The sequence below is a fragment of the Serratia sp. LACPHL-BACT-2024-00286 genome, from assembly GCF_043109535.1.
Classification (GTDB): Bacteria; Pseudomonadota; Gammaproteobacteria; order Enterobacterales; family Enterobacteriaceae; genus Serratia; species Serratia sarumanii.
Genome location: NZ_JBICNA010000002.1, coordinates 74,144 through 88,466 on the forward strand (window position 1 = coordinate 74,144; position 14,323 = coordinate 88,466).

The 14,323-nt window shown below is 60.8% G+C and carries 17 protein-coding genes; 7 read left to right on the plus strand and 10 right to left on the minus strand.

The annotated features are described in order from the left end of the window. Nucleotides 1–40: 40 nt before the first annotated feature. The 6 genes from ACF8MC_RS06850 to trpS all read right to left on the minus strand — a co-directional run bounded on the left by ACF8MC_RS06850 (nt 41) and on the right by trpS (nt 5,384). Nucleotides 41–505: a DUF1456 family protein gene (locus ACF8MC_RS06850; protein WP_004939471.1), complete on the minus strand. Its 465-nt coding sequence runs from the start codon at nt 503–505 to the stop codon at nt 41–43. Between the two features lie 108 nt (nt 506–613). Further along, nucleotides 614–1,513: a phosphonate ABC transporter, permease protein PhnE gene (phnE, locus tag ACF8MC_RS06855; RefSeq protein ID WP_033637591.1), complete on the minus strand. Its 900-nt coding sequence runs from the start codon at nt 1,511–1,513 to the stop codon at nt 614–616. Continuing rightward, a complete protein-coding gene (phnE, locus tag ACF8MC_RS06860; RefSeq protein ID WP_033637590.1) occupies nt 1,510–2,373 on the minus strand; it encodes a phosphonate ABC transporter, permease protein PhnE in 864 nt (287 codons plus the stop codon). The genes phnE (ACF8MC_RS06855) and phnE (ACF8MC_RS06860) overlap by 4 nt, the downstream gene beginning before the upstream one ends. A 78-nt stretch (nt 2,374–2,451) precedes the next feature. Beyond that, the gene (gene phnD, locus ACF8MC_RS06865) at nt 2,452–3,384 is read right to left on the minus strand and encodes a phosphonate ABC transporter substrate-binding protein (RefSeq protein ID WP_025302014.1); all 933 of its coding nucleotides are present in this window, start codon (nt 3,382–3,384) and stop codon (nt 2,452–2,454) included. Nucleotides 3,385–3,425: 41 nt separating this feature from the next. After that, nucleotides 3,426–4,259: a phosphonate ABC transporter ATP-binding protein gene (gene phnC, locus ACF8MC_RS06870; protein ID WP_019454697.1), complete on the minus strand. Its 834-nt coding sequence runs from the start codon at nt 4,257–4,259 to the stop codon at nt 3,426–3,428. 117 nt (nt 4,260–4,376) lie between these two features. Continuing rightward, entirely contained in the window at nt 4,377–5,384 is a 1,008-nt protein-coding gene (trpS, locus tag ACF8MC_RS06875) for a tryptophan--tRNA ligase (protein ID WP_101427925.1), read from the minus strand. A 279-nt stretch (nt 5,385–5,663) separates the two neighbouring features. Here trpS and ACF8MC_RS06880 point away from each other — a divergent pair, with 279 nt between their 5' ends. Continuing rightward, nucleotides 5,664–6,539 (plus strand): NAD(P)-dependent oxidoreductase, encoded by an 876-nt coding sequence (locus ACF8MC_RS06880; RefSeq protein WP_060438056.1) that lies wholly within the window; start codon nt 5,664–5,666, stop codon nt 6,537–6,539. A gap of 33 nt (nt 6,540–6,572) precedes the next feature. Here the strand turns inward: ACF8MC_RS06880 and ACF8MC_RS06885 are convergent, their stop codons facing one another. From ACF8MC_RS06885 to ACF8MC_RS06895, 3 genes are all read right to left on the minus strand, one after another. After that, the gene (locus ACF8MC_RS06885; protein WP_060452743.1) at nt 6,573–7,100 is read right to left on the minus strand and encodes a cysteine hydrolase family protein; all 528 of its coding nucleotides are present in this window, start codon (nt 7,098–7,100) and stop codon (nt 6,573–6,575) included. Between the two features lie 29 nt (nt 7,101–7,129). Further along, nucleotides 7,130–8,233 carry a suppressor of fused domain protein gene (locus ACF8MC_RS06890; RefSeq protein ID WP_043146926.1) on the minus strand — a complete coding sequence of 368 codons (1,104 nt, stop codon included), beginning with the start codon at nt 8,231–8,233 and terminating at the stop codon, nt 7,130–7,132. A 163-nt stretch (nt 8,234–8,396) separates the two neighbouring features. Continuing rightward, nucleotides 8,397–9,269 carry an oxygenase MpaB family protein gene (locus tag ACF8MC_RS06895; protein WP_164104701.1) on the minus strand — a complete coding sequence of 291 codons (873 nt, stop codon included), beginning with the start codon at nt 9,267–9,269 and terminating at the stop codon, nt 8,397–8,399. Nucleotides 9,270–9,510: 241 nt separating this feature from the next. On the opposite strand from ACF8MC_RS06895, the gene ACF8MC_RS06900 reads away from it, so the two are divergent. The 4 genes from ACF8MC_RS06900 to ACF8MC_RS06915 all read left to right on the plus strand — a co-directional run bounded on the left by ACF8MC_RS06900 (nt 9,511) and on the right by ACF8MC_RS06915 (nt 12,743). Next, nucleotides 9,511–9,954: an acetyltransferase gene (locus tag ACF8MC_RS06900; protein WP_015377088.1), complete on the plus strand. Its 444-nt coding sequence runs from the start codon at nt 9,511–9,513 to the stop codon at nt 9,952–9,954. A gap of 264 nt (nt 9,955–10,218) precedes the next feature. Then, nucleotides 10,219–11,244 (plus strand): methionine ABC transporter ATP-binding protein, encoded by a 1,026-nt coding sequence (locus ACF8MC_RS06905; protein ID WP_049212838.1) that lies wholly within the window; start codon nt 10,219–10,221, stop codon nt 11,242–11,244. Further along, nucleotides 11,237–11,905, plus strand: coding sequence for a methionine ABC transporter permease (locus tag ACF8MC_RS06910; RefSeq protein WP_033637581.1), 669 nt, complete (start codon nt 11,237–11,239; stop codon nt 11,903–11,905). Before ACF8MC_RS06905 ends, ACF8MC_RS06910 begins: the two co-directional genes overlap by 8 nt. Nucleotides 11,906–11,924: 19 nt before the next feature. Further along, nucleotides 11,925–12,743 (plus strand): MetQ/NlpA family ABC transporter substrate-binding protein, encoded by an 819-nt coding sequence (locus ACF8MC_RS06915; RefSeq protein ID WP_060429731.1) that lies wholly within the window; start codon nt 11,925–11,927, stop codon nt 12,741–12,743. A 35-nt stretch (nt 12,744–12,778) separates the two neighbouring features. On the opposite strand, the gene ACF8MC_RS06920 is transcribed toward ACF8MC_RS06915, so the two are convergent. Further along, nucleotides 12,779–13,423 carry a TetR/AcrR family transcriptional regulator gene (locus ACF8MC_RS06920; RefSeq protein WP_164104700.1) on the minus strand — a complete coding sequence of 215 codons (645 nt, stop codon included), beginning with the start codon at nt 13,421–13,423 and terminating at the stop codon, nt 12,779–12,781. Nucleotides 13,424–13,599: 176 nt separating this feature from the next. Here ACF8MC_RS06920 and ACF8MC_RS06925 point away from each other — a divergent pair, with 176 nt between their 5' ends. Next, nucleotides 13,600–13,857: a DUF1471 domain-containing protein gene (locus ACF8MC_RS06925; RefSeq protein WP_033637578.1), complete on the plus strand. Its 258-nt coding sequence runs from the start codon at nt 13,600–13,602 to the stop codon at nt 13,855–13,857. A gap of 193 nt (nt 13,858–14,050) precedes the next feature. Continuing rightward, complete coding sequence (locus ACF8MC_RS06930) at nt 14,051–14,308, plus strand: YdgH/BhsA/McbA-like domain containing protein (protein ID WP_004939517.1); 258 nt, start codon at nt 14,051–14,053, stop codon at nt 14,306–14,308. Nucleotides 14,309–14,323: the final 15 nt, after the last annotated feature.

Consider the following 14,323-nt stretch of genomic DNA (forward strand, 5'->3'; position numbering starts at 1 on the left):
AACCTTGCGATTGCGCCCGATGTTCGGTGAACGCTGCGCGTTACTCGCCGCGAACGCGCTGCGCCAGCCCTTTGAGGAAGTAGCGCAGCATCTGATCGCCGCATGGGCGGTAGTTCTTGGTGCCTTCTTTGCGGAACAGCGCGCTTAGCTCCGGCTTGGAGATACGGAAGTCCACCGCGGTGAAGATCTGGTGCATGTCGGTGTCTTTCAGCTCAAACGCCACGCGCAGCTTTTTCAGCACCAGGTTATTGGTGATTGGCAGTTCAACCGCCGGCGCCGGGAACTTATCGTCCTTGCCGCGCTTGAAGAACACCAGGCCGTTGAGGAAGTGCGCCATCACTTCGTCCGGGCACTTCTCGTAGCCCGGCTCGCCTTCTTTGATCACGTAAGCGTCCATCGCCGACACCGCCACCTCGAAATCGTCCAGTTTGATAATCTCGACCATTTTGGCGTTGTTAATGCTCAGCATATAGCGCACGCTGCGCAGCACGTCGTTGTTCATCATGGGATTGCATTGCCTTATTTGTCTAACGGGGACGTGCGCACATTGCGAAACGAAATGACTGCCACACACCTTGAATGTGCGGCAGTATAGGGATCGGCAAGGGGTTTCTCAATCGATTTGGCTTTTTTGCTGATACAGCGGGATGTCTTCGCCGATGATGTACTTGTTGCGCAGCATCGACGAGACCTTGTCCATGATCATCACCACCACCACCAGGATCAGGGTGATGAACATCACCACGTCCCAGTTCCACAGCCGCATGTTCTCCGCGTACACCAGGCCGATGCCGCCGGCGCCGACGAAGCCCAGCACCGCCGCAGAGCGGGTGTTGGACTCGATCTGGTACAGGCTGAGCGCCAGGAAGGTGGGGAACGATTGGGTGAAGATGCCGTAGCGGTGCTTCTGCAACCCGTTGGCGCCTACCGCCGTCAGGCCACGGCTGGGGGACTTGTCCACCGCCTCGTGCCCTTCGGCGTACAGTTTGCCCAGCAGCCCGACGTCCTGCATCACGATCGCCAACACCCCGGCCAGCGGCCCCATGCCGACGGCGCGCACGAAGATAAGCCCCCAGATCGCCATGTCGATACCGCGCAGCACGTCCAGCAAGCGGCGCACCAGCACGGAGATCGGCCGCAGCAGCGGCGTCGACATCACGTTGCGTGCGGCGAAGAACGACAGCGGCAGCGCGATCAGCGACGCGGTAATGGTGCCGGCGAACACGATGGCGATGGTGATGCCGATCTGCTGGAAGTAGTACATGAACGGCCAGTTGACGAAGTCGTGCCAGACGAACATGCGCAGGAAATAGCGCCCCAGCTGCTGACAGCCGTTGATAAACTGCGGCCAGGTAATGCCGAACACCAGGAAGAAGAACACGTAGTACAGCACGATCGCCAGCGCGATCAGGCCAACGGTGCGCAGGTAGCGCCCCTGCTGCGCGAAGATCGCCGGATGCTGCTGTTTCAACTGGCGCAGCGTTTCCGCCGACGCCGGAGTGCCCGCTATCATTTTGCCCCCTCCACCACGCGCTTGCGCAGCTCGCCCGACACGTAGTCGAGCACGGAAACCACCACGATAATCAACAGCAGCGTCATGCTGACCTGATCGTAGCGGTCGAGTTTAATGTTGGTCATCAGCTCCTGGCCGATGCCTCCCGCCCCCACCAGCCCCAAAATGGTCGACTGACGGAAGTTGATCTCCAGCCGCATGAAGCTGTAGGAGAGAAACACCGGCTTCACCTGCGGCCACAGGCCGAAGCGCATGCGCTGCAGCGGCGTGGCGCCGCAGGCCGCCAGCCCGCGCACCGGTTTGTTGGAGGCGGTTTCGATCGATTCGTAGAACAGCTTGGTCAGGCTGCCGATGGTGTGCAGCGCCAGCGCCAGGAAGCCGGGAATAGCGCCGATGCCGAACGCCATCACGAACATCACCGCCCACGCCAGCTCCGGCATGGTGCGCAAAAACGCCACCAGCGTGCGGATCGCCAGCCGCACCGAGGCCGGGGTATAGGTGTTGCCGGCCGCCAGGAACGCCAGCACGGTCGCCACCAGCACCGAGAAAATGGTCGCCGCCAGCGCCAGCTGCAGGGTCTCCCAGATCAGCGGCAGCTGGATATTCAGGCGGTAACCCCAGTAGGCCAGCGAGCCCTCGGTGCGCCCGTCGGCGAACAGCAGAGGCCAGTGCAGCGTCGGAATGGTTTCGGCCAGGTAGTCGAAGAAGTGCGGAATAGACACCCAAACGGTGTGCAGGTTGAACTCGGCGAGGTTGCCGGCGCCCAGGTACAGCGCCACCAGCCCGAGCGACCACAGCAGCGCTTCGCGCTTTTGCTTGCTGCGGATCCGTTGGTAATAGTGTGCGAAATCGGTATTCAAAAGAGGTCTTCCATCTTTATGGAACAAGGGGCTCAGCACGCTGAACCCCTTCATTCGGACGGCCAGGGCAGCCGGGAATTAACGGTCGCCTTTGGTCAGCTCGCGCTTCATATCGATGATGGTCTGGTATTCCGCCAGGGTGGTGTCGCCGATGTGCTGCTTGCCGCCCATCGCCTTGATAAAGCACTGGTGATCGTCTTTATCCAGCTTCTTGATGGCGGTGACCACTTTGGCCTTGAAGTCGGCCGGCAGCGAGTTGCTCACCAGGATCGGGCCGTTCGGGATCAGCGGCGACTGCCAGATGATGCGGATCTGTTTCATCAGGTCCGGGTGATCCATGCGGATCATGCGGGTGAACGCGCCGCTGGTGTAGCCGGTGTTGTAGTCGCCGATCATCGACGCCCAGGTCACCGCACCTTCGAACTGGCCGTTCAACACGCCGAGGATGTCCTGCTCGTGGCCGCCGGAGAAGGTGACGCTGGAGAAGGTGTTGTTGTATTTGTTGTCGACCGTGCCGCCGAACAGCTTTTTAAACGCCTGGTTCGGGATCAGGAAGCCGGAGGTGGAATCCGGATCGGCGAAGCCGATGGCCTTGCCCTTCAGATCTTCCAGTTTCTGGTAGGGGCTGCCGGCCTTCACCACCACCACCGAGTGGTAGCCGCGCGACTGGTCGACGTCGTCGACCGCGATGCCGACGATGTCCACCGCTTTCGGATCCTTGATGTAGACCGAGGCGAACGACGACGGCGACATGCTCAGCACCAGGTCAATCTTGCCGCCCAGCAGGCCCTGGATCACGCCGGAATAGTCGGACGAGTTGCGCAGCTTGGTATCGACGTTCAGCTCTTTGTCCAGGAACTGCTTCACGCACTGGTTATCGCCGATCTGCTGGGTGGCGTTCTGGCCGCCGAGAATGCCCAGGTTCAGCTCTTTCGGCGCATCCGCTGCGGCAGCATTAAATACCATCATCGCGCCGGCCATCAGGGTGGTCAGACTCAATACTTTTTTCATTAGGTGTGCCTTGTGTGTAAAGGGTAAAGGTCAAAAGTGCTTCAATGGATCTGATTGGCTTCTTCGCCATACAGCTGGTGCAGGATCCGTTCGTTCAGTTGCGAAGGATGCCCGTCAAACACGATCTTCCCGTGGGCGATGCCGATCACCCGCGAGCAATACTCTTTCACCAGTTCGACCGAGTGCAGGTTCACCATCACCGCGATGCCGTCTTCGCTGATTTTCTGCAGCGCGTCCATGATGCGGCGGGTGTTTTTCGGATCGAGCGACGCGACCGGCTCATCGGCCAGCAGGATTTGTGGGTTTTGCATCAGCGCACGGCAGATGGCGACGCGCTGCATCTGGCCGCCGGAGAGGTGCTCGGCGCGCTGCAGCGCGTGCGGCAGCATGTTCAGCCACTGCAACAGCTCGATGGCGCGAGCGCGGTCGGCGTCATCGAACAGTTTGAAGAAGGATTTCAGAGTGGAAGTGTGGCTCAGGCGGCCCAGCAACACGTTGGTCATCACGTCCAGCCGCGGCACCAGGCAGAAGTCCTGGAAGATCATGCCGCAGCGCGCGCGCCACTGGCGCATCTGGCGGCCGGCCAGTTGGGCGATATCCTGCGCCACACCATCGTCTTCGAAGTGCAGCATCTCGCCGCAGCTGGAAGGAATGGTGCCGTTCAGGGTGTGCAGCAGCGTGGACTTGCCCGCGCCGGAGCGGCCGATCACCGCCACGAATTCGCCGGCGTGCAGATCGAAATTGATGTCATCCAGCACGCGCTGCTGCGCTTTGTAGGCCTTGCCGAGTCCCTTTACCGATAATACTTTGCGGGATGCGGCGGCGTGCTGCCCTGGAAAGTCGTGCTGTGCCAATTTTAACAGTGCCTGAGCCATATGATTTCTCTGGTTTCAGTGGCTAATCATTATGGGCACCTATTAACGGATAAATTTATGACAGTGGGATGATGGTTTTATGGCCGGGGCGTGACGCGTGCCGCCCCGGCGTTCGCCTCACGCCAGGGTGAAGAAGTCCAGCCCCAGCGCCGTCTTGACCTGTTGCAGCGTCTGCTGGCTGACCTGATGCGCGCGGCGGGTGCCGTGCTGCAGGATGCGCGTCAGCTCGCCTTTATCGGCGATGAATTCGGCGCGGCGGGTGCGGATCGGCTCGAGCAGGCTCTGCAGGCAATCCTCCAGCAGCCGTTTGATTTTCACGTCCCCCAACCCGCCGCGCCGATAGTGCGCCTTCAGATCCGCCACCAGCGCGGCGTCTTCGCAGAAGGCGTCCAGGTAGGTGAACACCATGTTGCCCTCCACCCGGCCGGGATCGCTGACGTTGAGATGGCCGGGGTCGGTGAACATGCTCATCACCGCCTTGTGCACCTCGTCGGCGCCGGCGCCAAGCTGAATGGCGTTGCCGCGCGATTTCGACATCTTGCCCTGCCCGTCCAGCCCCGGCAGACGCCCGACGTTGCTCAACAGCGGCCGGCACTCCGTTAATATCGCTTGGCCGACGATGTGGTTGAAACGCCGCACGATCTCATTGGTTTGCTCCAGCATCGGCAGCTGATCCTCGCCGACCGGCACGTGGGTGGCGCCAAAGGCGGTGATGTCCGCCGCCTGGCTGACCGGATAGATCAGAAAACCGGCCGGCAGGCTGCGGGCGAAATCCTTCTCGGCAATTTCGTTTTTCACCGTCGGGTTGCGCTCCAGCCGCGCCACGCTGACCAGATTAAGGTAGTACATCGTCAGCTCGGCCAACGCCGGCAGCGCCGACTGCAGGCAGATCGTGGTCTTATGCGGATCGATGCCCACCGCCAGATAGTCGGCCACCACGTTGAGCACGTTGGCGCTGATTTTTTGCGGGTTGTTACCGTTGTCGGTCAGACCCTGCAGATCCGCCACCATCACCGTTTGGTTATGCTGGTGCTGCAGTTCCACGCGCTGGCGCAGCGAGCCGACGAAGTGGCCTAAATGCAGTGGGCCGGTGGCGCGATCGCCGGTAAGAATGGTGTAACTCATGACAGTGCTCCTGAAGGTCTGTAGACCGCCGGATCAACGCCACAAAAAATAATGCCGCCAAACCGGCGGCATTAATAAGAGATGTGAATACTCGTGCCGCCTCAGAAGAGGCGCCACCATGACTGATTGTGGGTGGAGTGCATCGATATATTCATGGCATCAAGGTATACCCGCAGCGGCAACGCGTCAATAGCGCGTAAGACGGCGTTACACTCCGGCATTTGCGTTCCTGCCCTGGCGCGCTAGGGTAAAACCTTCAACCTGAAAAAGGAGCGCATGATGAAGATCGGATTTGCCGGACTGGGTGGGATGGGCAGCGCCATGGCGGCCAACCTGTTGCAAGCGGGCTTCGCCTTAACGGTATGGAACCGCTCGCCGCAGGCGGCGCAGCCGCTGGTGAGCGCCGGCGCGCGGCAGGCAGAACGGCCGGAACAGCTGGCCGATGCCGACGTGCTGATCACCATGCTGGCCGACGATGCCGCCACGCAACAGGTGGTGGTCGACAGCGGGTTGCTGCAACGGATGAAACCGGGCGCGCTGCATATCAATATGGCGACCATCTCGGTCGAACTCGCCAAGCGTTTGACGGCGCTGCATGCGGAACACGGCATCGGCTATCTCGCCGCGCCGGTGCTGGGGCGGGTCGACGTGGCCGCCGCCGGCAAGCTGAATATTCTGGCGGCCGGCGATAGCGAGCGGCTGAAGCAAGCGCAGCCGCTGTTCGATGCCCTCGGCCAGAAAACCTGGCACTTCGGCGCCGATCCGGCGCAGGCCAACGTGGTCAAAATCGCCACCAACTTTACGCTGGCCAGCGCCATTGAAGCGATGGCGGAAGGCAGCGCGCTGGTGCGCAACTACGGCGTGTCCGGCGCCGACTACCTGCAGATGCTGAGTAGCACCGTCTTCGCCGCCCCGGCCTATCAGGGCTATGGCGCGCTGATCGCCGCCGAGAAGTATTCCCCCGCCGGGTTCCGGCTGGCGCTGGGGCTGAAGGACGTCGGGCTGGCGCTGGCCGCCGGCGCCGACAGCCATACGCCGATGCCGTTCGCCGGGGTGCTGAAAGACAACTTCCTCGACGCGATGGCGCAGGGGGATGCGGATCTGGACTGGGCGGCGCTGGCCAAGGTGGCGGCGCGGCGGGCGGGCCTGAAATAACGAACGGGGGCGTTAGCCCCCGTTTTTCCGTTCTCAGAACACGATGTCCGCCGCGGGCACGGCACGGATCGGCACGCCGAAGCTGTCGATATTCGACAGCGTCTCGTTATGGTGGGTGCGGATCAGCAGACCGTCGGCATAGGGTTTGTCGTGGCAGGTGTGCGCATCCGCCGCCAGCGTCACCGGATAACCGTGCGCCGCCGCGCTGCGCACCGTGGTATCGATGCAAAACGGCGTGGAGTAGCCGCAAACCACCAGCTGCGATACGCCGTTAGCGATCAGTAACGCACCCAGTGAGGTGCGCAGGAACGAGTCCGGCGTGGTTTTATCCACCCGATGATCGCCCGGCGCCACCTTCAGCGCCGCAAGCACTTGCCAGGCGGCGCTGCCGTGCGGCAGTTCGTCGTCCGGCGTATGGTGCTGAATCACGACAACCGGCACGCCCGCCCGGCGGGCGCGCTCGCTCAGTTGGTTGATACGCGCAACGGTGCCCGCGGCATCCGCCGGCGGCGGCGTAAACAATCCTTCCTGCACATCGATAATCAACAGCGCGCTGGTCATGGCGGCTCCCGAAGAGAAGATAAGTGGTGTCAGCACACCGGCTGGCGCGGGCGGAAAATATGGTCGACGCCCTGCTCGCGCAGCCGGTTAACCAGATCGTGCCCGCCGTTCGGCGTGGCGTGCGCCAGCTGCCGCTCGGCGGTAAACACCGGGCTGGCCCAGAACAGGTTCACCGGATCGCCGTACTGCTGCGGCAGAGTCAGGTGCGCATTATGCGGGTAGAAGGACGACGATAAAATATAGCCCTCGTAGCCCAGCGGCGCCACGTCCGACTCCAGCGTATGCCCTTCGCCGATCCAGGTCAGCCGCGCCCACGGCGCATGCGCGAAACCGGCCAGCGCGCTGGCCATCTGCACCGCGTTGTCTTCGGTCATGTATTGGCTGTCGATGGCGATCGCCATCTCCATACGGCGATAGCGCGAAGCCTCGTCGTTGAACAGGATCTCCACCCACGGCATCGGCCGGATGCTGACCCCCATGGTGAGGAAGTAATAGATGCCGTCGCGCTCATGCTGGGTAATGGCCATCGGCGGCCACTTGCCCTGATCGATGGCGTAGTACTTCACCGAAGGGCCGAAATGCGACTCATAGCGCGCCTGAAAATCGCGCTGCATCTTCGGCCACGGGTTGCCCTCTTCACGCTGCCAGCTGCGCCAGAACTGGCGGGTGCTCTCCGCCTGCGCATACTGGGTGTTGGTCGAGGCCGAACCGAGCGGATAGGCCAGCGGGCTCTCCTTGATGCAGCTGGCGGAATAGCACACCGAATGGTCGATATACAGGCTCCAACCGGGGATCACCGCCAGCAGTTGGCCGTAATACCACAGGGCCGCGCCGTCGTCGCTTTCGCTCCACACCACCATCAGCCCTTCCGGGTTCAGCGGCGCTTCGCCTTCCAGGTTGCGGCAATACTCCGCCGCCAGCATCGGCGGCTGCCCTTGTTCCAGCGCGGCGCGATCTTCCTGCAGCGGCGCGGCGGCCAGGTTGCGCAGCCAGCAGGCGCGCACCTGATAGCGATCGCTGTAGGCTTCGGCGGGATAGATATAAAAATAGGCTGCCCTGCTCCCTTGCTGAACCACCGCAACCAGCGTCTGGTTCTCATTGCTGACTTCAGCAAGTACGTATGACTCGTTCATATCACCTCAATAGGGTCAGGGCGCGGCAGAATCGGCTGCGCGCTAAAAATGGAATGTGGTTTTGCCCCCAAGTGTAAAACGCATTACTGGCCGGATCACCCGTAAAAGTCTCAAAAGCGGCCGTAAACGAAGATAAACAAAGGTTAATTATAGCGGCTGTGGCTCATGACGGCTGAGTGATGCGCCGCACCGCGCGCTGATAGGAGCCGTTGCGCATCGACGCGCCCAGCGCCTTGCCGAGGCCTGCGGCGCCCGTTCGCACCAGCCGCCGCCGCAGCGCGCCCGGATGAAAACCGAACTGCCGCTGCGCCCAATCGGGCAACAGATCGATGCCCGCCTGCATCACCACCCCGCCGAGCGGGCGCGCCAATGCGCTCGGCGCCGGCGCCTTCAGCAGAATGCGCGCCACCTCTTGCGTGCGTTCATCGCAGATCAGCTGCGGCCGCATCGCCTGCAGGTACTCTTCGACCTCCGCGCAGGACTGAGGGATGGCGGTCGCCCCCAGCGCGGCGGCCACGCGCGCCGCTTCGCGGTAGTATTGATCCTGCAAATCGCGGGAAAGATGGGGGTTGCGGTAGCGCAGGTGGCTGGCCAGAAAACGGCTGCTCTCCGCGACGTGTACCCAGGTCAGCAGCGCCGGATCGCTGGCGGCATAAGGCGTGCCGTCGCTGCCGACGCCGGTCACCCGCAGATGGATGGCTTTGACTTTGGCGATCAGCCGCTTCGCCTCGGCGGTCGGGCCGAAGGTGGTGACCGACACGAACTGGCTGGTGCGGCGCAGGCGGCCAATCATATCTTCGCGGAAGTTGGAGTGATCCCACACCCCGGCCAGCGCCAGCGGGTGCAACATCTGTAGCAGCAAGGCGCTGACGCCGCCGCACAGCATCGGGGTGAAATCGCGGTGAACCTGCCAGATGACCGACTGCGGGCCGAACAAGCCCGGATCGCCCGGCGGGTTCTCAAAATCGACGCCGCCGAGCGCCAGCCCGGTCAGGCTGAGCACCTGTTTTTCTATCGCTGCGCGTACCGCTTCCATCCTGCTGCCCTCTCGCTCATTCAGCGGCCAGTGTATCACGCGGCGGGCAACTCATTGCGCCCTGCGGCGGTTGAAAGCATTAACTTACTGAATTACATTTATTATACCGCCGGCAGAAAGGCGGGCCTATTCGATCCACTGCAGAGGCGCTTTGCAGGGCGTTAACCCACGTTAATTCGGCACTAACCCCACAAAACCTCTATCTAGTTTTTTTCCTCCAACTTAGATAGCAGAGAGTTCGATGATTACCATCAGAGCACGCGCGGCGGAAGACAACGCGCAATTGGCAGATATCTGGCTGCGTTCGGTGCGCGCCACTCACCATTTTTTAACCGAAGACAACATCGCGCAGCTGTTCCCGCTGGTGCTGAACGACTACCTGCCGGCGGTTAACGTCTGGGTGGCCGAAGAGCGGCCGGGGCACCCCTGCGGCTTTATCGGCCTGAACGGCAACAAGGTGGAGATGCTGTTTATCGACGCCGATCAGCGCGGCAAAGGGGTGGGCAAAGCGCTGCTCACCCACGCGGAAACGCTGCACGATGAGCTGCAGCTGGACGTAAACGAGCAAAATCCGCAGGCCAGCGGCTTCTACCGCCACTACGGGTTTGTCATCACCGGCCGTTCGCCGCTCGACGGCCAGGGCAACCCGTTCCCGCTGCTGCACATGAAGCTGGACAAACGCTAGCCCTCCCGCCGGCCGCCCTGCGGCCGGTTTTCTCCCCCCCTGTTTCACCCGCCGTTTTATATATCAAATCAGAATAAGTAATAGAATTTACATTCTTCCTGTCACTATAAACCCTCGGTAGGATTGCCCGGTATTCACCCGCAACAGAGGTTCCGTCCGCCACTCCCCGCCGGGTTGTGCCCGCCGAAAAGCCGAACGATCCCTGTCCGGCGCACCGCGCTCTGGACGGAATGCTGTGATGTATCGATAAGGATCCGCTTCGTTATGATCGTTCTTTCGAACGTTTGCAAAACTTTTGACAGCACACAGGGCCGCGTCGTGGCGGTAGACAACGTCAGTCTGGCGGTAGAGGCCGGGCAAATTTACGGCATCATCGGCTACAGCGGCGCCGGCAAAAGCACGCTGATCCGCCTGCTTAACGGCCTGGAGACGCCCACCAGCGGCCGCATTGACGTAGGCGGCTTCGATATCGCCCGCGCCAAAGGCAGCCACCTGCGCCAGGCGCGCCTGAAAGTCAGCATGGTGTTTCAGCACTTCAACCTGCTGTGGTCGCGCACCGTCAGCCAAAACATCGCATTTTCCATGCAGATCGCCGGCGTGCCCAAGGCGCAGATTGCGCCGCGCGTGGCGGAACTGATCGCGCTGGTCGGCCTGCAGGGGCGTGAAGACGCCTACCCTTCGCAGCTCAGCGGCGGCCAGAAACAGCGCGTCGGTATCGCCCGTGCGCTGGCCAATAACCCGAGCGTGCTGCTGTGCGACGAGGCCACCTCGGCGCTCGATCCGCAGACCACCGACGCCATTCTCGACCTGCTGCTGGACATCAACCGCCAGCTGAAATTGACCATCGTGCTGATCACCCACGAGATGCACGTGGTACGCAAAATCTGCCACCGCGTAGCGGTGATGGAAAACGGCCGCATCGTCGAAGAAGGCCCGGTGCTCGACGTGTTCACCCGGCCACAGCAGCCGATCACCCGGCAGTTCGTCAAACAGGTGTCGCAGTATGCGGATACCGAAGAGAGCTTCAACCCGCTGCTCACCGCCCATCTGCCGGGGGCGATTTTCAAGCTGACCTTCGTGGGCGTGCAAACCCATCAGGCGGTGATCGCCGAAGTGATCCGGCGCTACGCCCTGACCATCAACATTCTGCACGGCAAGATCAGCCACACCCTCAACGGTTCGTTCGGCGAACTGTACATTCACGCCGAAGGCAACGAACAACAAGTCGCCGACATGCTCAGCCTGCTGCACGAAAGAGACATCGCCGTCGAGGTTATCCAACATGATTGAATCCCTGTTCCCCCACCTGCGTCTGGACCAACTGTGGGACGCCACCTGGGAAACGCTGTACATGACCGGCATCGCCGGTTTGGCCACGCTGGTGCTGGGCATCGTGCTCGGCGTGCTGCTGTTTTTAACCTCGAAAGGCCAGCTGTGGCAGAACCGGGCGGTCTACTCGCTGATCTCCGTACTGGTCAACGTCTTCCGCTCCATTCCGTTCATCATTCTGATCGTGCTGCTGATCCCGTTCACCAAATCGCTGATCGGCACCATTCTCGGCGCGGACGCGGCCCTGCCGGCGCTGATCGTCGGCGCGGCGCCGTTCTACGCCCGGCTGGTAGAGATCGCGCTGCGCGAGGTCGACAAAGGGGTGATCGAAGCGGCGCGCTCGATGGGCGCCAAAAACCGCACCCTGATTTTCCGCGTATTGCTGCCGGAGAGCTCGCCGGCGCTGGTTTCCGGCATCACCGTCACCCTGATCGCGCTGGTGAGCTACACCGCGATGGCCGGGGTGATCGGCGCCGGCGGCCTGGGCAACCTGGCCTATCTGGAAGGGTTTCAACGCAACCACAGTGACGTGACGCTGGTGGCGACGCTGACGATTCTGCTGATCGTTTTCGTCATTCAGTTCATCGGCGACACCCTGACAAGAACGCTCGATAAACGTTAATTAACCAAGGAAAACGATGATGAAAAAGCACCTACTGATGTTGGCTTTCGCCTCCGTCGCCACCCTCGCCTCTTTTGGCGCCGCCGCGGCGACCAAGCTGGTGGTCGGCGCCTCCAACGTGCCGCACGCCGAGATCCTCGAACAGGCCAAGCCGATACTGGCGAAGGAAGGCATCGATCTGCAGATCAAGCGCTTCCAGGACTACATCCTGCCGAACACCGCCTTGGCCAGCCGCGACATCGACGCCAACTACTTCCAGCACGTGCCTTACCTGAACTCGGTGCTGAAAGACCACGCCGACGACAAGAGCTACGACTTCGTCAGCGCCGGCGCGATCCATATTGAGCCTATCGGCATCTACTCGAAGAAGTACAAGAGCCTGAAAGATCTGCCGGAAAACGGCAAAATCATCATGCGCGACGCGGTGGCGGAAGAAGGCCGCATCCTGTCTATTTTTGAACGGGAAGGCGTGATCAAGCTGAAGCCGGGGGTGAGCAAGGTGGACGCACGCATCAGCGACGTGGTGGAAAACCCGAAACACCTGAAGTTCCAGGCCAACGTTGAGGGCGCGCTGCTGCCGCAGATGTACAACAACGACGAAGGCGACGCGGTGGTGATCAACGCCAACTACGCCATCGACGCCGGGCTGAACCCGACCAAAGATCCGATCGCGGTCGAAAGCGGCGAAAACAACCCGTACGCCAACATCATCACCGTGCACCAGGCCGACGTGAACAAGCCGGAGATCGTGGCGCTGGTGAAGGTGCTGCACTCCAAACCGATTCAGGACTTTATCCGCGAGAAATATCAGGGCGCGGTGATCCCGGTCAATCAATAATCGGTTACACGGCCCGGTAAAAGCCGGGCCGGTTGTTATACCTTATTGCCAATCTGGCTGAGCCGCGGCCACACCAGCATCAACGCCTCCAGCAACCGCAGCAGATCGCTCCGGCTTGCCCCTTCGCGCGCCTGCACCGACATGCCTTCAATGGTGCAAATCACGTATTTCGCCAGCAGCGTGGTGTCGGTTTTCGCCAGCAGTTCGCCCTGCTGCACCTTGCGATCGAAGCAGGCCTTCAGCGCCGCTTCCTGCGCATGATGTTTCCTGCGCAGCATCTGGGCGACGTCGTCGGACGCGGACGACAGCGCGGTCGAGGCGCACACCATAAAGCAGCCTGACGGCGTATCGGGGTCGGTAAACACTTCGACGGAAGAGCGCACGTAGGCCTCGACGATCTCGGCCACCGGCAGATCCTGCTCCAACAGTTGGTTGGTGCAGGTGGTGTATTTTTGCAGATAGCGTTCCACCGCCGCGCGGAACATTCCTTCCTTGTTGCCGAATTCCGCATACAGCGTCGGCGCCTTGGCGCCGGTCACTTCCACCAGATCGGCCAGCGAGGTGGCTTCATAACCGTGCCGCCAGAACAGATCGAGCGCGCTTTCCAGCGCCCGGTCGCGATCAAATTGTTTCGGTCTGCCGCGGCTTTTCTTGCCGCAAACCTCTTCATTGATGCTCATCGTTCCTCTCCTATCCCGCTCCACGGCAGGGTTAGCACAAATAAATTAACGATCATTATAAAAAAATATTGCGCCTTCGTCGAGAACCGATTAGCATTTAGTTATCGATCGTTAAGATAATTTAGCGAAGCGGATTAAAACCCTCTATTCACCGTTATCGGAAAGGAATTAACATTATGAAAAACTTAAAATTAACCTTAGCAGCTCTCACTCTGGCCAGCGTTTCCTTCGGCAGCTTCGCCGCCGATTTAGTCCAGAACCAACCGGCAGACCAGCAGAAAGTGGGCGTCATCACCGTCAGCGGCGCGTCCGATCTGACCTCGCTGGAAAGCAGCCTGGCCGCCAAAGCCGATCAGGCGGGTGCCAAATCCTTCCGCATCATCGGCGCCGGTGGTAACAACCAGCTGCATGGAACCGCAGAAATCTATCAATAACAAGACATTAAACCAGCGGATCGCGAGAAATTCTGCTCCCGACGCCAGGGCATCAAAAAAAATTAATTAACGAGCATTAAAAAAATACTTGCAATCCGTCAAACCGGCATCTAACATTAAATTATCGATCGTTAATTAATTTAACGACCTTACAAAACAAACATCGTAAAGAACATAGATAGGAAATAAGACCATGAAAAACCTGAAAATGACCATCGCCGCCATCGCACTGGCCTCCGTCTCCTTCGGCAGCTTCGCCGCCGAACTGGTCAACGCTCAACCGGCCGATCTGCAAAAAGCCGGCGTCGTTACCGTCAGCGGTGCTTCCGACCTGAGCAGCCTGGAAAACAAACTGGCGGCCAAAGCCGACGCGGCCGGCGCCAAATCCTTCCAGATCATCGCCACCACCGGCGACAACAAACTGCACGGTACCGCGATCATCTACAATTAATTGCCAGATAGGTAA